The sequence below is a fragment of the Streptomyces sp. NPDC050703 genome (genome assembly GCF_040654435.1).
In the GTDB taxonomy this organism is placed as follows: Bacteria; Actinomycetota; Actinomycetes; order Streptomycetales; family Streptomycetaceae; genus Streptomyces.
In genome coordinates, this window is record NZ_JBFAHX010000006.1 from 129,209 (window position 1) to 151,707 (window position 22,499).

At 71.8% G+C, this 22,499-nt stretch carries 25 protein-coding genes; 14 read left to right on the top strand and 11 right to left on the bottom strand.

The features are described 5' to 3' along the window. Positions 1-31 precede the first annotated feature (31 nt). Positions 32-1,414, bottom strand: a complete 1,383-nt coding sequence (locus tag AB0I16_RS08080) for a glycine--tRNA ligase (RefSeq protein WP_355808530.1) — start codon at positions 1,412-1,414, stop codon at positions 32-34. Positions 1,415-1,600: 186 nt separating this feature from the next. On the opposite strand from AB0I16_RS08080, the gene AB0I16_RS08085 reads away from it, so the two are divergent. The 4 genes from AB0I16_RS08085 (at position 1,601) to AB0I16_RS08100 (ending at position 4,769) form a co-directional block, all read left to right on the top strand. Continuing rightward, positions 1,601-2,587: a metal ABC transporter substrate-binding protein gene (locus AB0I16_RS08085; protein WP_363248471.1), complete on the top strand. Its 987-nt coding sequence runs from the start codon at positions 1,601-1,603 to the stop codon at positions 2,585-2,587. A gap of 32 nt (positions 2,588-2,619) precedes the next feature. After that, positions 2,620-3,399: a metal ABC transporter ATP-binding protein gene (locus AB0I16_RS08090; RefSeq protein ID WP_363248472.1), complete on the top strand. Its 780-nt coding sequence runs from the start codon at positions 2,620-2,622 to the stop codon at positions 3,397-3,399. A gap of 12 nt (positions 3,400-3,411) precedes the next feature. After that, the gene (locus AB0I16_RS08095; protein ID WP_363248473.1) at positions 3,412-4,296 is read left to right on the top strand and encodes a metal ABC transporter permease; all 885 of its coding nucleotides are present in this window, start codon (positions 3,412-3,414) and stop codon (positions 4,294-4,296) included. Between the two features lie 71 nt (positions 4,297-4,367). Then, positions 4,368-4,769, top strand: coding sequence for a transcriptional repressor (locus tag AB0I16_RS08100; RefSeq protein WP_363248474.1), 402 nt, complete (start codon positions 4,368-4,370; stop codon positions 4,767-4,769). 66 nt (positions 4,770-4,835) lie between these two features. Here the strand turns inward: AB0I16_RS08100 and AB0I16_RS08105 are convergent, their stop codons facing one another. Beyond that, positions 4,836-5,657 carry an isoprenyl transferase gene (locus AB0I16_RS08105; RefSeq protein WP_062776710.1) on the bottom strand — a complete coding sequence of 274 codons (822 nt, stop codon included), beginning with the start codon at positions 5,655-5,657 and terminating at the stop codon, positions 4,836-4,838. 66 nt (positions 5,658-5,723) lie between these two features. Continuing rightward, the gene (gene recO, locus AB0I16_RS08110) at positions 5,724-6,473 is read right to left on the bottom strand and encodes a DNA repair protein RecO (protein WP_363248476.1); all 750 of its coding nucleotides are present in this window, start codon (positions 6,471-6,473) and stop codon (positions 5,724-5,726) included. A gap of 135 nt (positions 6,474-6,608) precedes the next feature. Between recO and AB0I16_RS08115 the strand changes: the two genes are divergently transcribed. Then, positions 6,609-6,956 (top strand): DUF6247 family protein, encoded by a 348-nt coding sequence (locus tag AB0I16_RS08115; RefSeq protein ID WP_363248477.1) that lies wholly within the window; start codon positions 6,609-6,611, stop codon positions 6,954-6,956. Positions 6,957-7,019: 63 nt separating this feature from the next. Beyond that, a complete protein-coding gene (locus tag AB0I16_RS08120; protein WP_363248478.1) occupies positions 7,020-7,214 on the top strand; it encodes a hypothetical protein in 195 nt (64 codons plus the stop codon). Between the two features lie 3 nt (positions 7,215-7,217). Here the strand turns inward: AB0I16_RS08120 and AB0I16_RS08125 are convergent, their stop codons facing one another. From AB0I16_RS08125 to AB0I16_RS08135, 3 genes are read right to left on the bottom strand one after another with little or no spacing between them, the layout of a single operon-like run. Next, on the bottom strand, positions 7,218-7,388 hold the full coding sequence (locus AB0I16_RS08125; RefSeq protein ID WP_159043864.1) for a hypothetical protein: 171 nt from the start codon (positions 7,386-7,388) through the stop codon (positions 7,218-7,220). 1 nt (position 7,389) lies between these two features. Beyond that, positions 7,390-7,611: a hypothetical protein gene (locus tag AB0I16_RS08130; RefSeq protein ID WP_062776702.1), complete on the bottom strand. Its 222-nt coding sequence runs from the start codon at positions 7,609-7,611 to the stop codon at positions 7,390-7,392. Beyond that, complete coding sequence (locus tag AB0I16_RS08135) at positions 7,608-7,850, bottom strand: hypothetical protein (RefSeq protein WP_363248479.1); 243 nt, start codon at positions 7,848-7,850, stop codon at positions 7,608-7,610. The genes AB0I16_RS08130 and AB0I16_RS08135 overlap by 4 nt, the downstream gene beginning before the upstream one ends. Before the next feature lie 115 nt (positions 7,851-7,965). On the opposite strand from AB0I16_RS08135, the gene AB0I16_RS08140 reads away from it, so the two are divergent. After that, the gene (locus tag AB0I16_RS08140) at positions 7,966-8,799 is read left to right on the top strand and encodes a helix-turn-helix transcriptional regulator (RefSeq protein ID WP_363248480.1); all 834 of its coding nucleotides are present in this window, start codon (positions 7,966-7,968) and stop codon (positions 8,797-8,799) included. Next, positions 8,781-9,065, top strand: coding sequence for a DUF397 domain-containing protein (locus tag AB0I16_RS08145; protein ID WP_363248481.1), 285 nt, complete (start codon positions 8,781-8,783; stop codon positions 9,063-9,065). Before AB0I16_RS08140 ends, AB0I16_RS08145 begins: the two co-directional genes overlap by 19 nt. Here the strand turns inward: AB0I16_RS08145 and AB0I16_RS08150 are convergent. Next, positions 9,052-10,527 carry a membrane-associated oxidoreductase gene (locus AB0I16_RS08150; protein WP_363248482.1) on the bottom strand — a complete coding sequence of 492 codons (1,476 nt, stop codon included), beginning with the start codon at positions 10,525-10,527 and terminating at the stop codon, positions 9,052-9,054. The two genes, AB0I16_RS08145 and AB0I16_RS08150, sit on opposite strands and share 14 nt — an antisense overlap. Positions 10,528-10,559: 32 nt before the next feature. Further along, a complete protein-coding gene (locus AB0I16_RS08155; protein WP_363248483.1) occupies positions 10,560-11,354 on the bottom strand; it encodes an isocitrate lyase/phosphoenolpyruvate mutase family protein in 795 nt (264 codons plus the stop codon). Positions 11,355-11,557: 203 nt separating this feature from the next. Here AB0I16_RS08155 and AB0I16_RS08160 point away from each other — a divergent pair, with 203 nt between their 5' ends. After that, a complete protein-coding gene (locus tag AB0I16_RS08160) occupies positions 11,558-12,232 on the top strand; it encodes an AIM24 family protein (protein WP_363248484.1) in 675 nt (224 codons plus the stop codon). 16 nt (positions 12,233-12,248) lie between these two features. Here the strand turns inward: AB0I16_RS08160 and AB0I16_RS08165 are convergent, their stop codons facing one another. Continuing rightward, positions 12,249-13,529 carry an aminotransferase class I/II-fold pyridoxal phosphate-dependent enzyme gene (locus tag AB0I16_RS08165; RefSeq protein WP_363248485.1) on the bottom strand — a complete coding sequence of 427 codons (1,281 nt, stop codon included), beginning with the start codon at positions 13,527-13,529 and terminating at the stop codon, positions 12,249-12,251. A gap of 244 nt (positions 13,530-13,773) precedes the next feature. On the opposite strand from AB0I16_RS08165, the gene AB0I16_RS08170 reads away from it, so the two are divergent. From AB0I16_RS08170 to AB0I16_RS08190, 5 genes are read left to right on the top strand one after another with little or no spacing between them, the layout of a single operon-like run. Continuing rightward, a complete protein-coding gene (locus tag AB0I16_RS08170; protein ID WP_363248600.1) occupies positions 13,774-15,429 on the top strand; it encodes an ABC transporter substrate-binding protein in 1,656 nt (551 codons plus the stop codon). A 37-nt stretch (positions 15,430-15,466) separates the two neighbouring features. Beyond that, on the top strand, positions 15,467-16,426 hold the full coding sequence (locus AB0I16_RS08175; protein WP_363248486.1) for an ABC transporter permease: 960 nt from the start codon (positions 15,467-15,469) through the stop codon (positions 16,424-16,426). A 31-nt stretch (positions 16,427-16,457) separates the two neighbouring features. Continuing rightward, on the top strand, positions 16,458-18,503 hold the full coding sequence (locus tag AB0I16_RS08180) for a dipeptide/oligopeptide/nickel ABC transporter permease/ATP-binding protein (RefSeq protein ID WP_363248487.1): 2,046 nt from the start codon (positions 16,458-16,460) through the stop codon (positions 18,501-18,503). Further along, the gene (locus AB0I16_RS08185) at positions 18,500-19,540 is read left to right on the top strand and encodes an ABC transporter ATP-binding protein (protein ID WP_363248488.1); all 1,041 of its coding nucleotides are present in this window, start codon (positions 18,500-18,502) and stop codon (positions 19,538-19,540) included. Before AB0I16_RS08180 ends, AB0I16_RS08185 begins: the two co-directional genes overlap by 4 nt. Beyond that, on the top strand, positions 19,537-20,469 hold the full coding sequence (locus AB0I16_RS08190; RefSeq protein ID WP_363248489.1) for a dihydrodipicolinate synthase family protein: 933 nt from the start codon (positions 19,537-19,539) through the stop codon (positions 20,467-20,469). Before AB0I16_RS08185 ends, AB0I16_RS08190 begins: the two co-directional genes overlap by 4 nt. Before the next feature lie 63 nt (positions 20,470-20,532). On the opposite strand, the gene AB0I16_RS08195 is transcribed toward AB0I16_RS08190, so the two are convergent. Next, positions 20,533-21,201 carry a response regulator transcription factor gene (locus AB0I16_RS08195; protein WP_363248490.1) on the bottom strand — a complete coding sequence of 223 codons (669 nt, stop codon included), beginning with the start codon at positions 21,199-21,201 and terminating at the stop codon, positions 20,533-20,535. After that, positions 21,198-22,337 (bottom strand): histidine kinase, encoded by a 1,140-nt coding sequence (locus AB0I16_RS08200; RefSeq protein WP_363248601.1) that lies wholly within the window; start codon positions 22,335-22,337, stop codon positions 21,198-21,200. Before AB0I16_RS08200 ends, AB0I16_RS08195 begins: the two co-directional genes overlap by 4 nt. Positions 22,338-22,499: the final 162 nt, after the last annotated feature.

A 22,499-nucleotide genomic window follows, 5' to 3' on the forward strand; every position in this document is an offset into this window, starting at 1 on the left:
GGACCGGGGGCTCCGAGGAGCGGTGGGCGCGTCAGCAGCCCACGAGGCGGGTGGCGAGGTAGCCCTCGATCTGGTCGAGGGAGACCCGCTCCTGCTTCATCGTGTCGCGCTCGCGCACCGTGACGGCGTTGTCGTCGAGGGTGTCGAAGTCGACGGTGACGCAGTACGGCGTGCCGATCTCGTCCTGGCGGCGGTAGCGGCGGCCGATGGCGCCCGCGTCGTCGAACTCGATGTTCCAGTTCTGCCGCAGCGCGGTCGCCAGGCCCTTGGCCTTCGGCGACAGCTCCGGGTTGCGGGAGAGCGGCAGGACCGCGACCTTCACCGGGGCGATGCGGTGGTCGAAGCGCATGACCGTGCGCTTCTCCAGCTTGCCCTTGGCGTTGGGCGCCTCGTCCTCGATGTAGGAGTCGAGGAGGAAGGCGAGCATCGTGCGGCCGACACCGGCCGCGGGCTCGATGACGTACGGCGTCCAGCGCTCGCCGGCTTCCTGGTCGAAGTACGACAGGTCCTGGCCGGAGGCCTTGGAGTGCGCGGTCAGGTCGTAGTCGGTGCGGTTGGCGACGCCTTCCAGCTCGCCCCACTCGCTGCCGCCGAACTGGAAGCGGTACTCGATGTCAGCGGTGCGCTTGGAGTAGTGGGAGAGCTTCTCCTTCGGGTGCTCGTACCACCGCATGTTCTCCTCGCGCAGGCCGAGGCCGGTGTACCAGTTCCAGCGCTGCTCCATCCAGTACTCCTGCCACTTCTCGTCCTCGCCCGGCTTGACGAAGAACTCCATCTCCATCTGCTCGAACTCGCGGGTGCGGAAGATGAAGTTGCCGGGCGTGATCTCGTTGCGGAAGGACTTGCCCATCTGCGCGATGCCGAAGGGCGGCTTGCGGCGCGAGGTCTGCTGGACCTGGCCGAAGTTGGTGAAGATGCCCTGCGCGGTCTCGGGGCGCAGGTAGGCGACGGAGCCGCTGTCCTGGGTCGGGCCGAGGTGCGTGGCGAGCATGCCGGAGAACTGCTTGGGCTCGGTGAACTGGCCCTTCGTACCGCAGTTGGGGCAGTTGACGTCCGCCAGGCCGTTGGCCGGGGGACGGTTGTGCTTGGCCTCGTAGGCCTCTTCCAGGTGGTCGGCGCGGTGGCGCTTGTGGCAGGAGAGGCATTCGGTGAGCGGGTCGGAGAAGGTCGCGACATGGCCGGAGGCCTGCCAGACCTCGCTCGCCAGGATCACCGACGAGTCGATGCCGACGACGTCCTCGCGCGAGGTGACCATGTAACGCCACCACTGGCGCTTGAGGTTCTCCTTCAGCTCGACGCCGAGCGGCCCGTAGTCCCAGGCGGCGCGCTGGCCGCCGTAGATCTCACTGCAGGGGAAAACGAAGCCACGGCGCTTGCTCAGGCTGACGATGGTGTCGATCTTGTCGGCGGCCACGGTGCTCTTCTCATGACGACGGCGGGGCGAAGCCTCACTGCCGGAGGCAGCGGCTTCGGGAGCGAATGCTTCAGGTTACCGGCGGCCCGACCCCCCTAATCAAATCGGTTCCGGTATGACCCTCTTACCGGGCCTCCGAGGGCGCTTTGTTGACAATCGTTTCCACATTTGTTGAAAATGAGTGTCATGAACGTACGACGACGCCTCATATCCACCGCCGCCCTCGCCTCCGCCACGGCCCTCGGTCTCACCGCGCTGACCGCGTGCTCGACCTCCGCGGCGGACGACAAGGACGGCAAGCTCGACGTGGTGGCGTCGTTCTACCCCATGCAGTACCTCGCGGAGCAGATAGGCGGCGGCCACGTCTCCGTCACCAACCTCACCGAGCCCGGCCAGGAGCCCCACGACCTCGACGTCTCCGCCAAGCAGCGCGGACAGCTGGAGGAGTCCGACGTCGCCGTGTACCTGAAGGGCCTCCAGCCCGCCGTCGACGACGCGATCGACCAGTCCGGCATCGAGACCAAGGTCGACGCCGCCTCCCTGACCAGCACGGAGGAGCACGGCGACGAGGCCGGCGGGCACGCCGACGAGCACGGCCACGAGGAAGAAGAGGGCCACGAGGGCCACGGCCACGGCCACTCCCACGAGGGCGCCGACCCGCACATCTGGCTGGACCCGGTGAAGTACGCCGAGGTCGCCGAGGGCGTCGGCAAGGCCCTGGAGAAGGCCGACCCGAAGAACGCGAAGACGTACGAGAAGAACACCGCGAAGCTCGTGAAGAGGCTCGGCGGCCTGGACGCCTCCTTCAAGGACGGCCTCAAGGACACGAAGTCCAAGGTCTTCATCACCACCCACGCCGCCTTCGGCTACCTCGCCGAGCGCTACGGCCTGACCGAGGAGGCCATCAGCGGCCTCGACCCCGAGGGCGAGCCCAGCGCCAAGCGCGTCAAGGACCTCCAGGAGATGGCGGAGGAGGACGGCGTCACCACCGTCTTCTACGAGACGCTCGTCAGCGACAGGACCGCGAAGACCCTGGCGCACGACGCCGGCCTGAGGACTGATGTACTCGACCCGATCGAGGGCATCACCGAGGGGAAGTCCAAGGGCGACGACTACATCCAGGTCATGGAGTCCAACCTGAAGGCCCTGCGGAAGGCCCTGGGCACCAAGTGACCCCACTCTCCGCGGCTACGGAGGCACGCGCCATGAGCAAGTCGGACACAGGTGAAGCTGTCATATCCCTGCGCAAGGTGACGGCCGAGCTGGGCTCGCGCCCCGTGCTGCGCGGCATCGACCTCCAGGTGGGCCGCGGCGAGGTCGTCGCCCTGCTCGGCGCCAACGGCTCCGGCAAGTCCACCGCCGTGCGCACGATCATCGGCCAGGTCCCCGTGAGCGGCGGCGAGACCGAGATCTTCGGCATCCCGCGCCGCCGCTTCCGCGACTGGGCCCGCGTCGGGTACGTCCCGCAGCGCACCACGGCCGCCGGCGGCGTGCCCGCCACGATCAGCGAGGTCGTCGCCTCCGGGCGGCTCTCGCGCGCCCGCTTCGGCATCCTCGGCAGGGCCGACCGCGCCGCCGTGGCCAGGGCCATCGACCTGGTGGGCCTCGCCGACCGCGCCAAGGACTCCGTGAACGCCCTCTCCGGCGGCCAGCACCAGCGGGTCCTGATCGCGCGCGCCCTGGCCTCCGAGCCCGAGCTGCTGATCATGGACGAGCCGATGGCGGGCGTCGACCTGGCCAGCCAGGAGGTCCTCGCCGCCACGCTGCGCGAGCAGGTCGCCAAGGGCACATCGGTCCTCCTCGTCCTGCACGAGCTGGGCCCCCTCGAACCCCTGATCGACCGGGCCGTGGTCCTGCGCGACGGCTGCGTGCTCCACGACGGCCCGCCCCCGAAGGCCGTCGGCCAGCACGCCCTGCCCGGCCACGACCACGTCCACCCGCACACCGCCGACGCCGAGCCGGTCCGCACCGGCCTGCTCTCCTAAGGACCCACGGCGATGGAAATCCTCGAATACGCCTTCATGCAGCGGGCACTGCTCGCCGCCGTCCTGGTCGGCATCACCGCCCCCGCCGTCGGCATCTACCTCGTCCAGCGCCGCCAGGCCCTGATGGGCGACGGCATCGGCCACGTCGCGATGACCGGCGTCGGCCTCGGCTTCCTGCTCTCCACGTCCCCGGTGTGGATGGCCACGGCGGTCGCGATCGCCGGCGCCGTGGTGATGGAGCTGATCCGCTGGTACGGCAAGACGCGCGGCGACATCGCGCTCGCGATGCTGTTCTACGGCGGCATGGCGGGCGGTGTGATGTTCATCAACCTCGCGCCCGGCGGCTCCAACGCCAACCTCCAGTCGTACCTCTTCGGCTCCCTCTCGACGGTCTCCGAGGAGGACGTGACGGCGATCTGCCTGCTCGCCGCCTTCGTGGTCCTGGTCACGGTCGGCCTGCGACGCCAGCTCTTCGCGGTCAGCCAGGACGAGGAGTTCGCGCGCGTGACCGGGCTTCCGGTGCGCGCGCTGAACCTGCTGACGGCGGTGACCGCGGCGGTCACGGTCACCGTCGCCATGCGGGTCGTGGGCCTGCTCCTGGTCTCCGCCCTGATGGTGGTACCGGTGGCGGCGGCCCAGCAGCTCACGCGGAGCTTCGCGGCGACGTTCGCCGTCTCGGTGGCGATCGGCGTGGCGGTGACCATCGGCGGCACGGCGACCTCGTACTACCAGGACGTGCCGCCCGGCGCGACGATCGTGCTGCTGACCATCGGGGTCTTCGTCGCCCTGACGGTGCTCGCGACGCCGCTCGCCCGGCGCAGGGCCCGCGCGGCGGCGGCAGCGGCGGCCGACCCTGCCGAGTGCGCGGTTCCGGCCCAGCCGGTGGCCAAGGGCTGACCCCGTTCGCGGGCGACCTGGCACAATGGCCCGGCAGGCCCAGACCAGAGCGCAGACGCGAGGAGACAACCGTGGGAGCCCCGGTTCGAGGCAGGTCCACCCGCCAGCGCGCGGCAGTGGCCGCGGCACTCGACGACGTCGACGAGTTCCGCAGTGCGCAGGAGCTGCACGACATGCTCAAGCACAAGGGCGACTCGGTGGGTCTGACCACCGTCTACCGCACGCTCCAGTCCCTGGCGGACGCCGGTGAGGTCGACGCCCTGCGCACCAGCGACGGCGAGACGGTCTACCGCCGCTGCTCGACCGGCGAGCACCACCACCACCTGGTCTGCCGCGTCTGCGGCAAGGCCGTGGAGGTCGAGGGCCCGGCCGTGGAGTCGTGGGCCGAGTCGATCGCCGCGGAGCACGGCTTCGTGAACGTGGCGCACACGGTGGAGATCTTCGGCACGTGCGCGGAGTGCGCCCGGAAGTAGCAGCCGGCACGCGAGAGGGCCCGTACCGCGCCTGTGGCGGTACGGGCCCTCTCGCGTGCCCGGCGGTCAGCTGTTGGCGATCTGCTCCTCGTTCGGGATGGCGCCGCCGAAGCGGCGGTCGCGCCCGGCGTATTCGAGACAGGCTCGCCACAGGTCGCGGCGGTCGAAATCGGGCCAGAGCACGTCCTGGAAGACCATCTCGGCGTAGCTGGACTGCCAGATGAGGTAGTTGGAGGTGCGCTGCTCGCCGCTCGGCCGCAGGAAGAGGTCGACGTCCGGCATGTCCGGGTAGTACAGGTACTTCGCGAACGTCTTCTCGTTCACCTTGGACGGGTCGAGCCTGCCCGCCGCCACGTCGCGGGCGATGGCCTGCGCGGCGTCGGCGATCTCGGCGCGACCGCCGTAGTTGACGCAGAAGTACAGGGTCATCGCGTCGTTGTCGACGGTCTGCTCCTGGGCGATCTGGAGCTCCTGGACGACGGACTTCCACATCTTGGGCATCCGGCCCACCCAGCGGATGCGGATGCCCAGCTCGTCCATCTCGTCGCGGCGGCGGCGGATGACGTCGCGGTTGAAGTTCATGAGGAAGCGGACCTCCTCGGGCGACCGCTTCCAGTTCTCGGTGGAGAAGGCGTACAGGGAGAGGTTCTTGACGCCCATCTCCAGGCACCCCTTGAGCACGTCGAGGACGACGCCCTCGCCCACCTTGTGGCCCTCGGTGCGCGGCAGCCCCCGTTCCTTGGCCCAGCGGCCGTTGCCGTCCATCACGCACGCCACGTGCTTCGGTACGAGCTCGCCCGGGATCTTCGGCGGCCTGGCGCCCGAGGGGTGCGGCTCGGGGACCTTGTACTCACGGCGGGACCGTCCGAGGATTCCGCGTCGTGCCATGGGGGGCTCTCCTACCTAGCTGATCTCTGTACGTGCGTGCTCACGTGAGGTGCTCGTGCTCGCGGGCTAGCTCTTCTCCACATACCGCAAGGAGCGCAGTCCGCGCTCCAGGTGCCAGTGCAGATAGGCCGAAACCAGCCCGCTGCCCTCCCTGGCGTACCGCGCCTCGCACGCGTCCGCCGTCTCCCAGTCGCCGGTGAGCAGCGCGCCGAGCAGGGTGAGGGTCTCCGCAGAGGGTACGACGCTGCCGGGCACCCGGCAGTCGACGCAGACGGACCCCCCGGCGGCCACGGAGAAGAAGCGGTTCGGCCCCGGGAGCCCGCATCGCGCGCAGTCGGTGAAACTCGGCGCATACCCGTTCACCGCGAGGGAGCGCAGCAGGAAGGCGTCGAGCACGAGGTGCGGCTCGTGCTCGCCCCGTGACAGCACCCGCAGCGCCCCGACGAGCAGCAGATACTGCTGCACCGCGGGCTCGCCCTCGTGGTCGGTGAACCGCTCGGCGGTCTCCAGCATGGCCGTCCCGGCGGTGTACCGCGCGTAGTCCGTGACGATCCCGCTGCCGTACGGCGCGATGGTCTCGCTCTGCGTGCAGAGCGGCAGCCCCCGCCCGACCAGCTCGCTGCCGCGCGCGAAGAACTGCACGTCGACGTGGGAGAACGGTTCGAGCCGGGCCCCGAACTTCGACTTCGTGCGCCGCACGCCGCGCGCCACCGCGCGTACCCGCCCGTGACCGCGCGTGAGCAACGTGATGATCCGGTCCGCCTCACCCAGCTTCTGGGTGCGCAGCACGATGCCGTCGTCGCGGAACAGACTCATGGGGCCATTCTCGCGTACGCCGCCGACACCCGGGTCCCGGGTTTCCGGGCGGGGCGGTTCGCCTCGTATGCCCTCTACCTCCTCCTGCGGGGCGGTAGCGTACGGAGACCTGCCCCACCCGCACCGGAGGACCCTGTGAGCGCACAGCCCGACGGCCCTTTCGGGCCGCTGATCCCGATGCCCGAGCTGACACCCGGCGCCCTCCGTGCCGCCGTGGCCCGGATCGCACCCAGCAGGGTCCCCGCGCTCACCCAGCACCTCTTCGAGGCGACCACGAACGCCCAGCAGACGCAGAGCCTCGCCCCGCTGCGGGCCTTCATCCACTCCTGGGCCGTCTTCGTCGCCATCGAGCGGCACCCGCAGCGCGCGGTTCGGCTGCGCGAACTGGAGCAGCTCGTGGACGCCGGGACGCAGGACCCGACAGAGGCGATCACCGAGATCCGCCGCATCCGCGAGGCGGCGGAAGCGGAGGCAGGTCTGTGACCGACTGGTCCTGGGACTACAACCCGAGCGCCGAGTAACATCACCGAGGGCCTCCCGACCGGCGTGGTGGCCGAGGTCGAGCGCCTCACCACCGAACTCGCCGCGCTCGGCGAAGGCAGCGTCCGGATCGGCAGGCCGACCGACCGTGAGGGCGGCCTGCGCGAGTTCGACATCCTCGGCGGGCGCGGATTCATCAGCTTCCTGCCCGTGCCCCGCCACGAGTGCGTCTACGTCTGCGACATCACCTTCTACGGCTGAGTCTCAGGGCGTCTCGCCGGGCTCCGCTCGCTCGCGTACGCCGCTGGAGCCACCGTGCACGTCGAGTCGGTGCCCGCCCATGCCTCGCAAGACCTCCGCCATCTCGTCGTCCGTGAGCGCCGGCCCGTCGAGGTCGGGCAGGTCGAGCCACGGAGCCGGGTCCGCCGGTGGCACCTCAGAACACCTCCCCCCGGCTCCGCGCGTTCGCGTACGCCGTCGCCGCGCTCAGCCGCTCCGCCTGCGTCGCGGTGCGCACCGCCTCCGGGGAGCAGTCCCACTCGCGGCCCCCGCCGTAGGGGCGCAGCTGGACGTAGGGACCCTCGTGGCCCATCACCCTGCCGAGCCGCCCGTCGCGGGTGTCGACCGCGTACGAGCCGACGGGGAGGTGCGGATTCACGGGGTCGCCTCCTTGGCGCCGCCGGCGCGCAGGGCCGCGGCCAGGCGGGCCGCGACGTCGACGGAACAACCGCCGAATTCGATCCGTGGACACGGGGCCTCCCGCGCGATCGTCGCCGCGTCGATCCGCAGCGACGGCAGCGTGATTCCCGCCCGTGCCAGTGCGGCGCGCAATTCCCTCAATGTCTCCTCCGCCTGTTCCACGCAGACCTCTGCGTGACGCTTCGATTCCGACTTCACGTGACTCCCCTTCGCTTCCCGTTTTCACTCTTCGTGCCTCTACGGTGACGCACTGCATCTACACTCGGCGGCAATCTGCCCGCTACAACTGCGGGGCAGCGAGAGGCGGTTGGCCATGGCCAATGGTTCACGGCAGGCGGCGTGGGAGTTCTTCGGCGCCGAGCTGAAACGTCGCAGGGAGGAATCGGGGCTGACCCAGTCCGCACTGGGCATGCGGGTCTTCGTCTCCGGCGGCTACATCGGCCAATTCGAACAGGCGATTCGTAAGCCGCAGTTGGACGTGGCCCAGCGGATCGATGAGGTCCTACAAACCGGGGGTTTTTTCGAACGGCTTTGCCGAAAGCTGATCGCGGAGACCCGCTACGCGGAGTACTTCGCACACGTGGCGGAGCTGGAGGGGCTCGCCACGGAGATCAGCGACTTCGCGCCGGCGGTGGTTCCTGGGCTGTTGCAAACCGCGGAGTACGCGCGCGGCGTATTCCTGGCGAGCCATCCATTCGCCAGCGACGACTTCGTCGAGGAGAGGGTCCGCGCGCGGATGGACCGTGCATCCGTGATCAAGGACGTGCCACGCCCGACGTACTGGGCGATCCTGCACGAGACCGTTCTGTACACCCCGGTCGGGACGTCGGATGCCATGGCCCGGCAACTTGAGCACATCACGGCCATGGCGAACGAGCGCAAGGCGATGGTCCAGGTACTGCCGTTCGCCGCCGGGGCGTATCCGAACATGGGCAAGATGCTCAAGACCATGGAGTTCGACGATGCTCCGCCAACCGCCTATACGGAAGGCGTGCTTTCGGGAACCCTGCTGGACGATCCGGCAATGGTGAAGCAGGTGCAGGGCACATACGATCTGCTCAGGGCCGCCGCGTTGTCGCCGGAGGCGTCCCTCGCCCTGATCGAGTCGGCGGCTGAGGACTACAGACGATGCACCAGTACGACTTGAGCAACGCCCGGTGGCGCAAGAGTAGTTACAGCAATGGCCATGGCGGCGACTGCGTCGAGATAGCCCACGACTTCCTTGGCGCGGCCCGCTGGCGCAAGAGCACCTACAGCGGCGGCGACAGCGGGGAATGCGTCGAGGTCGCCGACGGCATTCCCGGCGTCGTCCCCGTAAGGGACAGCAAGGACCCCCAGGGCCCCGCCCTGGTCATCGGGGGAGCCGCCTGGCAGGACTTCGTGACCGGGGTCCGTGAGGCTACTGGCGGCTGATCGTCCGCGTCACGCCCGCGGCGATCGTCGTCGCCAGGGTCCAGCCGAGGACGATCAAGGCGTACGCCAGCCACTGGTACACGCCCCGCGAGGCGTACGCCTGCTCCTGCCCGAAGGAGACGATCGGCAGCAGCAGGTCAAGGGTGTAGAAGACGGGGTTGAAGTCAGGGGCCTCGCCCCGCTTCAACGCCACCGGTGGCCGCACGGCGTACGTCACCGCCCCGGCGAGCAGCAGCGACAGCAGCCACACCGCCGCCCGCGTCGGCCGGAAGCCGTAGCCGACGGTCACGTCCTGGAGGTGCCCCCAGGCCCTGGCGTACCAGGGCAGGGCGGCCCGCTGGCGGCGCTGCTTGGCGAGCTGGACGGTACGGGCGGCGGCGTCGTCGCCCATGTTCCGGTAGGCCGCGGTGAGCTGCTCGTACGCGAACGGCACGTAGCCGTCGGTGTCGCGCTCCAGCACCTCCAGGCGCCGCTCGACTGGCTCAGGGGGCCCGATCCTGGTGTACGTGAAGCCGTCGAGCCGCACCTCGTCGGGCCAGGTGTCCGAGGCGACGTACAGGAAGTCGACCTGGGCGCCGCGCAGCGTGACCGTGCCCTGGATGCGTGAGGTCCTGTGCAGCCACAGGGCCCCCGCCACGAGGGAGCTGGCGCGCAGGGCGATGCCGCCGGGGTTCATGAGGGACGCCTGCTCCAGGCCGATCCCGGCGGGTATCCGGGCACCGCGCAGGTCGACCCGGCCGCGCGCCGCGAGGCGTGCGGCGTGCAGCTCCGAGCCGACCGTGAGGTTCCTCGCCTGGAGGACGGTGCCGCCCGGGTTGCTGAGGACCGCGTCGTCGAAGTCGACGCGCCCTGCGATGGCCGCCCCTTCGAGACGGACCACGCCGTGCGCGGTGAACCCCTGGTCGGCCCGGATGTCGTCCTCGACGGTGACGTGGTTCAGCGCCAGGACGGGCTCGCCCGGGGCCACGCCGGGCTCTCCCAGGCGCGCCCCGTACAGAGTCACCCCTCCGGCGATCCGCGCCCCGCCGAGCCGGACGGGTCCCAGGACCCGGCATTCGGGCATGCGGAGCGAGCCGTCGACCCGGAGGGCGACGGCGTGCAGGCCCGGCAGACGACAGCGGGTGAGGCTCAGTTGCCGCAACTGGGCCCTGTACAGCTCGGGTATGTCGTCGAAGAGGCACGTCTTCAGGTGGATCGGCGCGGCGACCTCCGCGTACTGGAGGTCGAGCACCCCGCTGACGCGCGCCCCGGTCACCCGGAGGACCGGCGTCTGCCCCTCGGCCACAGGCGCCCCGCCCAGCAGCAGCGCCCGCAGCACCTCCGCACGCACGGTCCGCGCGGGCCCCCAGTCCGCGCCGGCCCCGGGGTCGTCGTCGGGCCCCTCCCGGAAGTCGACGGCCCCGCCCAGCGGAAACGCCTCCCAGACCCGCCGCTCGGCATCCGTCAGTTCGCTGATCTCCACCGCCGCGATGCTGTCCGGAGGCCGATCACCTGTCAACCGGACCCGGCAAGCCCCTGCGTCTCCGCGTACGAAGGGATGTCACCGGACAGCGGCAGCCCGCACGCCACCGCTTCGGCCGTCGCCACGGCCGCTCCGAGCGCCGCACGGAACAGCAGCGATCCGCAGCTCACGCGTCGTACGCCCGCCGCCGCGAGGGCGTCGAGCGAGGGGCCGTCCGGTGCGTGGAGGATGTTGAGCGGGGCGTCGAGGGACGACGTGAGGGCGGCGATGGCGGGCAGGTCCCGCAGGCCCGGCACGAAGACCCCGTCCGCCCCCGCCCGGCAGTACGCCGCGAGGCGGACCTCCGTCTCCGCCGCCGGCGCGCCCGGCAGCCAGTACGTGTCCGTCCGGGCGTTCACGAACAGCCGCTCCCCCACCGCCTCCTTCACCGCCCGCAGGATCGCGCACTGGAGCCCGGCGTCCCGCAGCGTGCCGTCGGCGCGGCCGTCCTCGATGTTGATGCCGACGACGCCCGCGTCCGCCAACTCCACGGCGAGCGCCGCCACTTCCTCGGGGCGGTCGTCGAAGCCGCCCTCCACGTCGACGCTGACCAGCGCGTCGAGCCGGGACAGGGAGCGGGCGAGCCGGACGGTCTCCGTGCGTGTTCCGCCCGTCCCGTCCGGCACCCCGGCAGCCGCCGCCACGCCGAGGCTGGTCGTCCCGACCGCCCGGAAACCGGCGCCGACGAGTGCGGCGGCCGACGCGTGGTCCCAGGCGTTGGGCAGCAACAGCGGCCGGGGCGCACCGGCCCGGTGCAGGTCGCGGAATTCGTCGTAGCGCTGTGTCATGCCGACGACGGTAGGCGGGCGACGTGTCGGCGCGGGCCGAAGAGTGCGGGAAAGTTCCGGAGGGAGGCCCGCGACCAGGGGTCTCACTCGCCCTCGCCTCGGGTGGGAGTTTTGTGCGGCGGGCACCGGCCCCGTCCGGGGGCGCGAAGCGGAGTTGTGGGGTCCCGCTTCCGTGGGGGGCGGGCGTCGATCAGGATGTGGCCATGAAGAGCGACCTCTTTTCCAGCGACCACATGGCGCAGCCGGCCCACATGCCCGGCATGAGCCTCCAGAACGCCAAGTCCATCAAGTACGCCGTCAACGGCGAGATGTATGCGCGGCAGGGCGCGATGATCGCCTACCGGGGCAATCTCCAGTTCGAGCGCAAGGGGCAGGGCGTCGGCGGCATGCTCAAGCGCGCCGTGACCGGCGAGGGGCTGCCGCTGATGGCGGTGCGCGGCCAGGGCGAGGCGTGGTTCGCGCACGAGGCGCAGAACTGCTTCATCGTGGATGTCGAGCCCGGTGACGTCCTCACCATCAACGGCCGGAACGTGCTCTGCTTCGACGCGTCCCTGTCGTACGAGATCAAGACCGTGAAGGGGGCGGGCATGACCGGCGGCGGCCTCTTCAACAGCGTCTTCACGGGCGCGGGGCGCCTCGGGCTGATGTGTGAGGGCAATCCGCTGGTCATCCCCGTCTCCCACCAGCAGCCCGTGTACGTCGACACGGACGCGGTGGTCGGCTGGACCGCCGATCTCGCCACGTCGCTGCACCGCTCGCAGTCGTTCGGCTCGATGATCCGAGGCGGCTCCGGCGAGGCGGTGCAGCTGATGCTCCAGGGCGAGGGGTACGTCATCGTGCGGCCCAGCGAGGCCACGCCGCAGCCCCAGAAGAGCTGACGGGACGGAACCCCGGCTAGCGGGCCGCCTGCCTCTTCTCCAGGCCCACCAGGCGGACGCAGACCGTGAGGCCGTGGATGGCCTGCTCCAGCTCGGCGAGGCCCGGGTAGCTGGGCGCGACGCGGATCACGGCGTCGCGCGGGTCGTCGCCGTAGGGGTGGGTGGCGCCCGCCGGGGTCAGCACGATGCCGGCCTCGGCGGCGCGCTTGACGACCTCCTTGGCGCAGCCGTCGGGGACGGTGAGGGTGACGAAGTAGCCGCCCTCGGGGGCCGTCCAGGTGGCGAGGCCGGTGCCGCCAAGCTCGGCGTCGAGGATGCGGGCGACCGCCTCGAACTTGGGCCGCAGCAGCGCGCGCTGCCGCTCCATGTGCGCCCGTACGCCGTCGGCGTCGCGCAGGAACATCACGTGACGCAACTGGTTGATCTTGTCGGGGCCGATCGACCGCTTGGCGTTCTTGGCGAGGAGCCACTTGACGTTCGCGGGCGACGAGCCGAAGAAGGCGACGCCCGCGCCGGCCGCGGTGATCTTCGAGGTGGAGCCGAAGACGAAGGCGCGGTCGGGGTGGCCCGCGTCGGCGCAGGCGGCGAGGATGTCGGCGATCTCGACCGGCTCGTCGGTGAGGTGGTGGACCGCGTAGGCGTTGTCCCAGAAGATCCGGAAGTCGGGGGCGGCGGTCTCCATGCGGGCCAGGCGGGCGACCGTCTCGTCGCTGTACGAGACGCCGTCGGGGTTGCTGTACTTCGGCACGCACCAGATGCCCTTGACGGCCGGGTTCTCCGCGGCGAGCCGCTCGACCTCGTCCATGTCGGGGCCCTCGGCCGTCATCGGCACCGGGATCATGTCGATGCCGAAGCGCTCGCAGAGGCCGAAGTGCCGGTCGTAGCCGGGGACGGGGCAGAGGAACGCGACGCGCTCCTGGTCCACCCAGCGCGACGTCGCGCCGGGCACCTCGCCGAGCAGGGCGTGCACGATGCAGTCGTGCATCAGCTCCAGGCTGGAGTTGCCGAGGGCGAGGAGCTGCGCGGCCGGGACCTGGAGCAGGCCGGCGAAGATCTCGCGCAGCTCGGGCAGCCCCTGGAGGCCGCCGTAGTTGCGTACGTCGGTGCCGTCGGCGGCGGTGTGGCGCCCGCCGGGCAGGCTCAGCAGCTCCTCGGAGAGGTCGAGCTGCTCGGGGGCGGGCTTGCCGCGGGTGAGGTCGAGGGAGAGCCCGCGCGCCGCGAGGTCCTCGTAGTCCCGGCGCGCCCGCTCCAGCAGGCCGGCCGGGTCCGGGGCGGCGGGGCTCAGCTCGGTGGTCATGGTGTCGCCTCTCGCAGATGCCGCTTCGGGGGGTGGGGGTGCCGCCCGCCGAGGATACGCAGCGGGGCCGTCCCGCGGGGCGGGCGTTTCACGGGGTGACCCTGCGGCGACACCGGCTCGACACCTCGCGCGACACCGTGTGCGGGCCCTTGACCGGCCCCCTCCGCGCTCCTATGGTCGCCACGCCACCCATGACGTAGGACGTGGGACCTCTTCCGGCAGGCAGGGAGACACAGTGAGCGATCTGACCCCTCGGAGCACGTCGCGGCACGGCACGCGGCCGACGGCCCCCTTCGCACCGGACCGCAGGTCCTTCCTCAGGTACGGCGGGGCGCTCGGCACGGCCGCCGCCCTGAGCGGCACGCTCGCGGCGTGCTCGGCGGGGCCCGAGTCGACCAACGAGACCGGGGACGGCGGGCAGGGCGGCGACTCCACGCTCACGGCCGTCATCGGCTACGGCAACGACGGCAGCTGGGACCCGACCCAGACGGCGTCCGCCTTCGCCATGGCGGGGAACGAACACATCTACGAGGGATTGCTCGGCACCGACCCGATCACCCGCGAGCCGTACGCGGCGCTCGCCACGGAGGTGCCGGACGACCTCGGGGCGACCACGTGGAAGTTCTCCCTGCGGCCCGGCGCGAAGTGGCACGACGGGAAGCCCGTCACCGCCGACGACGTCGTGTTCGTCTTCGGCCGCATCCTCGATCCGAAGACCCAGACGCTGGCCAAGGGCTTCTTCGAGAGCTGGCTGAAGACGGTCAGGAAGACCGGGGCCGCCGACGTGGAACTGGTCCTGAAGTTCCCCTTCCCCGACGGCGCCGCCCGGCTCTCCCTCGCCAAGATCATGCCGAAGCACGTCTTCGGCGAGCCCGGCGCCTGGGACGAGGCCACCAAGGGCAAGACGGTGGGCTCCGGCCCCTACCGGATGACCGCGCACCACCCGAAGTCGAACACCACCTTCGCGGCCTTCGCGGACTACAACGGCCCCCGCAAGGCCGCCTTCAAGAAGATGAACTGGCTGACCATCGTGGACGCCGCGCCCCGCGTCGCGAAGATCTCCGGCGCCGGCGCGGACGCGGAGATCGCCGACAACATCCCCTACGCCAACATCGGGCAGCTCAAGAAGGGCGGCCTCACCGTCGAGGGCGGCGCGGGGATGAACAACCTCTTCCTGCTCTTCAACACCGCGCACAAGCCGTTCGACGACGTACGCGTGCGGCAGGCCCTGCACTACGCCATCGACCGCGAGAAGATGATCGAGGCCGCCCTGCGGGGCCACGGCAAGGCGTCGACGTCCTTCCTCGACGAGTCGAACCCCTCCTACCGGCCGGCCAGGACGGTGTACGGCTACGACCTGGCGAAGGCACGGAAGCTCCTCAAGGAGGCCGGGGCGGGCGAGTTCAGCGTCAACCTCATGGCCGTCAACGTGAGCTGGATCGTCGACTGCCTGCCCACCATCAAGGACGGCTGGGAGAAGCTCGGCGTCGAGGTCACCCTCGACCCCCAGGAGACCACCGCCGTCTTCACCAAACTGGACCAGAAGAAGGACTTCCAGGTCGTCGCCGCGGCCTCCAACCCCAACCAGTTCGGCCTCGACGCCGACCTGATCATGCGCTACAACTACGGCCCCGAGAACATCTGGATGGGCTACGCGCGCTGGGCGGGGAACCCCACCGCCAAGCGGCTCTTCAAGGACATGGACCGGGCCACCCGCGAGTCCGGGGCCGCCAGGAAGCGGGCCATGATCCAGGACTACGTCGACACCGTGGCCGAGCAGGCCGTGCTCTACCCCGTCGTGCACAACGAACTCATGACCGCCTGGGACCCGGGGAGGATCAGCGGCGTCCAGGCCCAGCCCTACCCCGGGATCAACCTGCTCAGGGCCAAGTGGGCCTGATCGAGCGCCGGTCCAACGAAGCTCAGGAGCCGCACGCGTGACCGCTGTCGTCAGGATTCTGGCCCGCCGCATCGCCCTGCTCGTCCCCCTGCTCCTCGGGATCGTCCTCTTCGTCTTCCTCGTCATGCGGTTCTCGGACGTCGACCCCGCCTCCGCGTTCTTCCAGGGCGCCAACCCCACCCCGGAGCAGCTGCACGACTTCCGCGAGGAGAACGGGCTGCTCGATCCGCTGCCGGTCCGCTACATCGCCTTCGTAGGGGACCTGCTCCAGGGCGACATGGGCATCAGCGTCCTCAACCGCTCCCCCGTCCTCGACCAGGTCATGACCGCCCTGCCGCTCACCATGCAGCTCACCTTCCTCGGGCTCGGCATCGCGGTCGTCCTCTCCCTCACCCTCGGCGTGACGGCGGCCATCCACCGCGACGGGCTGCCGGACCAGCTCATCCGCGTCATCTCCCTGACCGGCGTCGCGGCGCCCGGCTTCTGGCTGGCCCTGCTGATGATCCAGTACCTCGCCGTCGACCTCGGCTGGTTCCCGACCGGCGGCTACATCAACCCCGCCGACTCCCTCACCGGCTGGCTGAAGACGATGACCCTGCCCGCCTTCGCGCTCTCCCTGCCGGTCGCGGCGGGCCTCACCCGCATCATCCGCACCGCCGTGGTCGAGGAACTGGACAAGGACTACGTCCGCACCGCCATCGGCAACGGCCTGCCCCCCGTGGTGGTCGTCGGCCGCAACGTGCTCCGCAACGCCCTCATCAACCCGCTCACCGTGCTCGGCCTGCGCGTGGGCTATCTGCTCGGCGGCGCCGTCGTCATCGAGACGATCTTCTCGCTGCCGGGGATGGGGAAGCTGATGATCGACGCCGTGAAGAACGGCGACCCGGCCGTCGTGCAGGGCGTCGTCATCACCACCGCCGTCGGCTTCGTCGTCGTGAACCTCGTCATCGACATCCTCCACCTGCTGGTCAATCCCCGTCTCAGGGGCTCCGCCTGATGGCCGCGCCGCACCCGGAAGAGGCCCGCTGATGTACTCCACGCGCAAAGCGCTGACCGAGCGCCTCTCGGTGCCCGGCATCCGCGTCCGGTCGCTGCGCGCCCTCCCCGTCCCCTCCCGCGTCGCGGTCTGCGTGGTCGGCCTGGTCGTCCTCGTCGCCCTCCTCGCACCGCTCATCGCCCCGCACGACCCGCTCGACCAGCAGCCCCAGACCGACGGCACGGGACGTCCCTCCGCCGACCACTGGATGGGCCAGGACAGCCTCGGCCGCGACATCCTCAGCCGCCTCATGTACGGGGCGCGCTGGTCGCTCGCCATCGGCCTCGGCGCCACCCTGCTCGCCCTGATCGTCGGCGCGGTGATCGGCGCGGTCGCCGCGACCTCCCGCAAGGCCGTCGACGAGACCCTGATGCGCTGCCTCGACGTCGTCATGGCCTTCCCCGGCATCGCGCTCGCCGCCGTCCTCGTGGCCGTCTTCGGCGGCGGCATCACCGTACTGATCTGCGCGATCGCGTTCCTGTTCACCCCCCCGATCGCCCGTGTCGTCCGGGCCAACGTCCTCGACCAGTACGGCGAGGACTACGTGCGCGCCGAACGCGTCATCGGCGCGCGCACCCCGCACATCCTCGTCCGCCACGTCGCCGTGAACTGCGCGGCGCCCATCCTCGTCTTCTGCACCGTGCAGGTCGCCGAGGCCATCGTCTTCGAGGCCTCGCTCTCCTTCATCGGCGCGGGCGTCCGGCCGCCCGACCCGTCCTGGGGCAGCGTCATCGCCGACGGCAAGAACATGGTCCTGATCGGCGGCTGGTGGGCGACGGTCTTCCCCGGCCTGCTGATGCTCGTCACGGTCCTCGCCCTGAACGTCCTCTCCGAGGGCGTCTCCGACGCCTGGGCCGCGCCGTCCGCCCGGACCGTGCCCGGCGGGGCCCGCCGCGAAGACCCCGTCGAGGCCCCCGAGCCCGGCAGCGGCCAGGTCCTCGAACTCCCCGGCCTCACGGAGGCGGCGGCCCGCCTGCGCTCCCGGGCCCGCCCGCTGCCGACGGCCCCGCCCGTGCTCTCCGTCGAGGACCTGCGCGTCTCGTTCCCCGAACGCCACGGCGGCGTCGACATCGTCGACGGCATCAGCTTCGACGTGCGCCCCGGCGAAGTCCTCGGCCTGGTCGGCGAGTCGGGCTGCGGCAAGTCGCTCACCGCCCTGACGGTGATGGGCCTCGAACCGAAGGGCGCCCGCGTCCGTGGCCGCGTCACCTTCGACGGCCGGGAGCTGACCGGCCTGCCCATGCGCTCCCGCCGCCGCCTCCTCGGCCACGCCATGGCGATGGTCTACCAGGACGCCCTGTCGTCCCTGAACCCCGCGATGAGCGTCCGCGCCCAGCTCAAACAGGTCGTCCGCAGAGGTGGCCGCCGCACGGCCCACGAACTCCTCACCCTCGTCGGCCTCGACCCGGAGCGCACCCTGCGCAGCTACCCCCACGAACTCTCCGGCGGCCAGCGCCAGCGCGTCCTCATCGCCATGGCCCTCTCCCGCGACCCGAAGCTGATCGTCGCCGACGAACCGACGACCGCCCTCGACGTCACCGTCCAGGCCCAGATCATCCAGCTCCTGCTGCGCCTGCGGGAAGAACTGGGCTTCGCGCTGATCCTGGTCTCGCACGACCTGGCCCTCGTCGCCGACGTCACCGACCGGGTGGTGGTGATGTACGGCGGCCAGATCGTGGAGACGGGCGTGACGGCGGACCTCGTGGAGTCCCCGTCCCACCACTACACGCGGGGCCTGCTCGGCTCGGTCCTCTCCCTGGAGTCGGCGGCCCTGCGCCTCACCCAGATCAAGGGCGTGGTCCCGTCCCCCGCGGACTTCCCCGCGGGCTGCCGCTTCGCGGACCGGTGCCCGCTGGCGAGCGAGGTGTGCCGCGCCGAGACACCCTGGCCGACGGGGTCCAGGTCCCACACCACGGCCTGCCACCACCCGGCCCCGGGAGGGCAGCCCCGAAGGGGCGCCTCCGGGGGCGCGGAACCGTATCGACCCGCGGCTCCGCCCCGGAGCGCGACCAGCCCCCACGGAGGCAGAGCCGAATGACGACCCCCCTCGCCGAGCTGGACGCGGTCCACGTCGTACACAAGGCAAGGACCGGCGGCCTTCTGTCCCGCGACAAGGTCCACGCCCTGACAGCGGCGACGCTCACGATCGCCCGAGGCGAGACGGTCGGCATCGTAGGAGAGTCCGGCTGCGGCAAGACGACCCTGGCGCAGACCCTCGTGGGCATCCAGCGGCCCTCCGCCGGCACGGTGGCGTTCCGGGGCGAGGACCTCTGGACCATGCGCCCGGCGGCCCGCCGCGAGGCGGTCGGCACCGGCGCGGGCATGATCTTCCAGGACCCCGCGACGGCCCTGAACCGCAGGCTCCCCGTGCGCCGCATCCTCCGCGACCCCCTGGACGTCCACGGCCGGGGCACCCCGAAGCAGCGGGACGAACGCGTGCGGGAGCTGATGGACCTGGTGGGGCTCCCGCCGGGCCTCGCGGACGGGCTGCCCGGCCGGCTGAGCGGCGGCCAGCGGCAACGCGTGGCCATCGCCCGGGCCCTGGCCCTTGAGCCCGGCCTGATCGTGGCCGACGAGCCGACCAGCGCCCTGGACGTCTCCGTCCGCGCCCAGATCCTCAACCTCCTCCTCGACCTCAAGGAGCGCCTGGGCCTGGCCCTGGTCTTCGTGTCGCACGACATCCAGACCGTACGCAGGATGAGCGACCGCGTGGTCACCATGTACCTGGGCCGCATCGTGGAGGAGTCACCGGCGCGGGAGATCCTGGAGCGCGCCCGGCACCCGTACACGCGCGCCCTGTTCTCCGCCACGCCGGGCCTGCTCGCCCCCATCGACCCGATCCCGCTGGTGGGGCCCGTGCCGTCGGCGACACGGCCGCCGAGCGGCTGCCCGTTCCGTACGCGCTGCTGGAAGGCGGACGACACGTGTGCCGCCGCCATGCCGGACGCCGAGGAGGCGGGACCCGCGCACACGTTCCGCTGCCACCACCCCGTGGGCGAGGGCGAGTCGACCCACGACCTCGTCGCCCAGGCCGCCGCCACGGCCACCGCACCGACCATCAGGGAGCGCCCATGACGTCCTTCCCGGCCCCGCTCAGCGGTGTCGTACCGCCCGTCTGCACACCGCTGACACCGGAGCGCGAGGTGGACACGGCCTCACTGGTCCGGCTCGTCGACCACCTGGTCGCGGGCGGCGTCGACGGCCTCTTCGTGCTCGGCTCGACCTCGGAGGTCGCCTACCTCACCGACCGGCAGCGGGCGCTGGTGCTCGACACGGTCGTCCGCCACGTCGCCGGGCAGCTGCCCGTGCTCGCCGGTGCCATCGACATGACGACGCCCCGCGTCCTCGACCACGTGCGCGTCCTCACCGAGGCGGGCGCGGACGCCGCCGTGGTCACCGCGCCCTTCTACACGCGCACGCACCCCGCCGAAGTGCTGCGCCACTTCCGCCTGGTCGCCCGGGACTGCGCGGTGCCGCTGATCGCGTACGACCTGCCGTCGGCGGTGCACACGAAGCTGACCGCGCAGGCGGTGGGGGAGCTGGCCGCCGACGGGGTGCTCGCGGGCCTGAAGGACTCCAGCGGCGACGAGGCCGGCTTCCGTGAGGTCGTCGTCGGGAAGCGGGCGCTGCCCGGCGTCTTCGCCGCGCTGACCGGCTCCGAGCTGACGGCCGACTCGGCGCTGGCCATGGGCGCGGACGGCGTGGTGCCGGGCCTCGGGAACGTCGACCCCGAAGGGTACGTACGCCTCTACCGCGCGTGCCGCGACGGCGACTGGCCGCGGGCCAGGACCGAACAGGAGCGCCTGTGCGCCTTGTTCGGCATGGTGGCGGCGGGCGACCCGGCCCGGATGGGCGGCAGCTCGGCGGCGCTCGGCGCGTTCAAGGCGGCGCTGCACCTGCGCGGCGTCATCGCCTGCCCGGCCACCGCGAACCCCCAGATTCCGCTCTCCCCGGAGGAGGCGAAGACGGTGGCCAAGCATCTGGCGGCGGCGGGACTGCTGTAGGGCGGCCGGAACCTCCCCGCACCGCGGGCGCCCCCCTCACCCTCCCCGCACCGTGACGCCCCCTCACCCGCCCGGCGCCACCAGCCCCGACTCGTAGGCGGCGATCACCAGTTGGGCGCGGTCCCGGGCGCCCAGTTTGCCCATGATGCGGCTCACGTGCGTCTTGGCCGTCAGCGGACTGAGGCCCAGCGTGTCCGCTATCGCGGTGTTGTTCAGGCCGCGGGCCACCAGCGCCAGGACCTGGCGCTCGCGGTCCGTGAGGCCGTCGGGGCCGCCGCCCGCGGCGAAGGCGGGCGTGTCCGGTGCGCGCAGGACACGGGCGATGAGGCGCGCGGTGGGGCCCGGGGACAGCAGGGCCTCGCCGGCCGCGACCGTGCGGATGGCGTCGAGGAGGTCGGCGGGCCTGGTGTCCTTGACCAGGAAGCCGGAGGCGCCCGCGCGCAGCGCCTCGACGACGTGCTCGTCCGTGTCGTACGTCGTCAGCATGAGGACCTTCACGCCCGCCAGGTCCTCGTCGGCGGCGAGCAGCCGCGTCGCCTCGATGCCGTCGAGGTCGGGCATGCGGATGTCCATGACGACGAGGTCGGCCCGCTCGGTGCGGGCCAGGGCGACCGCCGTGCGGCCGGTGCCCGCCTGGCCCACGACCTCCATGTCGGGCGCCGAATCGACGAGCATCGCGAAAGCGGCGCGCACCAGTGTCTGGTCGTCGGCGAGCAGGACGCGGATCGTCATGTGAGCCCTTTCTGGGCGGCGGGCGCGAGCGGCAGCAGCGCGGAGACCATGAAACCCCCTTCGGCCCGCGGGCCCGCCTCCAGGGTGCCGCCGACGGTACGGGCCCGCTCGCGCATGCCGATGATCCCGAACCCCGGTGTGTGCGCCGCCCCTTGGCGGCAGCCGGTGCCGTCGTCCGTCACGGTCACGGCGAGGGCGGCGTCCCGCGCCCGTACGGCCACGCGCACCGTCAGGCCGGGTCCCGCGTGCCGCACGGCGTTGGTCAGCGCCTCCTGCACGATGCGGTACGCGGCGGCGCCCACGGCGGGCGGGGCCTCGCGCCGGTCGACGCTCAGTTCGACGCGGGCCCCCGCGGTGCGGGCCGCATCGGCGAGGTCGGGGAGGCCGTCGAGTCCGGGCAGCGGGCCCCTGGCCTCCTGGGTGCCGTCGTCGGTGCCCGACCGCAGGACTTCGAGCGTGGCGCGGAGTTCGCCGCGGGCCGCGCGGCACGTGTCGGCCACGTCGTCCAGGGCCTTGGCCACGGCCGCGCGGTCCAGGCGGTCCGGGTCGGCGGCGAGGACGTGCGCGGCCACGGATGTCTGGACGCCGATCAGGGTGATGCTGTGCGCGAGCAGGTCATGGAGGTCGCGGGCGACCCGCAGCCGCTCCTCGGCGACCCTGCGGCGGGCCTCCTCCTCGCGGGTGCGTTCGGCGCGTTCGGCGCGCTCGACGACGGAGGCGATGTACTGGCGGTGGACCCGTACGTAGACGCCGATCAGCAGGAGCGCCACGATCCAGCCGGTGACCCGCAGCGCGTCGCGGCCCTCGCTGAGGCCCTGGCCGAACTTCACCGCCAGCATCAGGCCGATGACGGCGGAGCCGACGAGCGCGGTGCGCGGCGGCCCGCAGTTCACGGCGATCGTGTAGAGGCCGAGCATGGCGAGGGCCATGGGCGCGGTGTGGTCGTAGTCCATGCCGTGGTACGGCAGGAGGCAGAGGACCAGGCAGGCGAAGGAGACCAGCGGGGCGCGGCGGCGCCACACCATCGGCACGTGCGCGGCCAGCAGCAACGACCAGCCGACGGCGTCGAGGGGGCGGCCGTCGGGCCGTCCCGCGCCGATGACCACGGCGGTCAGGGCAGCGGCGGCGGTGAGCAGCGCGTCGTCGCGCAGGGTCCGCGCCGGGCCCGCGGGCCGTCGGCGCGGACCCGGGAACCCGGCGAGGGCGGAGGCGCTCCTGTCCGGGCTTCGGGTGGCGTCCACCGTTCCATCCTCCGTCAGGGGGGCGCCGCTCCGGCAGGGAGGGGCGCCCCGGGCGTG

Coding starts and splice junctions, on each gene's coding strand:
- AB0I16_RS08085 (WP_363248471.1), top strand. CDS start 1,601: ATGAACGTACGACGACGCCTCATATCCACCGCCGCCCTCGCCTCCGCC.
- AB0I16_RS08090 (WP_363248472.1), top strand. CDS start 2,620: ATGAGCAAGTCGGACACAGGTGAAGCTGTCATATCCCTGCGCAAGGTG.
- AB0I16_RS08095 (WP_363248473.1), top strand. CDS start 3,412: ATGGAAATCCTCGAATACGCCTTCATGCAGCGGGCACTGCTCGCCGCC.
- AB0I16_RS08105 (WP_062776710.1), bottom strand. CDS start 5,657: ATGGCACGACGCGGAATCCTCGGACGGTCCCGCCGTGAGTACAAGGTC.
- recO (WP_363248476.1), bottom strand. CDS start 6,473: ATGAGTCTGTTCCGCGACGACGGCATCGTGCTGCGCACCCAGAAGCTG.
- AB0I16_RS08140 (WP_363248480.1), top strand. CDS start 7,966: ATGGCCAATGGTTCACGGCAGGCGGCGTGGGAGTTCTTCGGCGCCGAG.
- AB0I16_RS08145 (WP_363248481.1), top strand. CDS start 8,781: ATGCACCAGTACGACTTGAGCAACGCCCGGTGGCGCAAGAGTAGTTAC.
- AB0I16_RS08155 (WP_363248483.1), bottom strand. CDS start 11,354: ATGACACAGCGCTACGACGAATTCCGCGACCTGCACCGGGCCGGTGCG.
- AB0I16_RS08160 (WP_363248484.1), top strand. CDS start 11,558: ATGAAGAGCGACCTCTTTTCCAGCGACCACATGGCGCAGCCGGCCCAC.
- AB0I16_RS08165 (WP_363248485.1), bottom strand. CDS start 13,529: ATGACCACCGAGCTGAGCCCCGCCGCCCCGGACCCGGCCGGCCTGCTG.
- AB0I16_RS08180 (WP_363248487.1), top strand. CDS start 16,458: ATGTACTCCACGCGCAAAGCGCTGACCGAGCGCCTCTCGGTGCCCGGC.
- AB0I16_RS08185 (WP_363248488.1), top strand. CDS start 18,500: ATGACGACCCCCCTCGCCGAGCTGGACGCGGTCCACGTCGTACACAAG.
- AB0I16_RS08190 (WP_363248489.1), top strand. CDS start 19,537: ATGACGTCCTTCCCGGCCCCGCTCAGCGGTGTCGTACCGCCCGTCTGC.
- AB0I16_RS08195 (WP_363248490.1), bottom strand. CDS start 21,201: ATGACGATCCGCGTCCTGCTCGCCGACGACCAGACACTGGTGCGCGCC.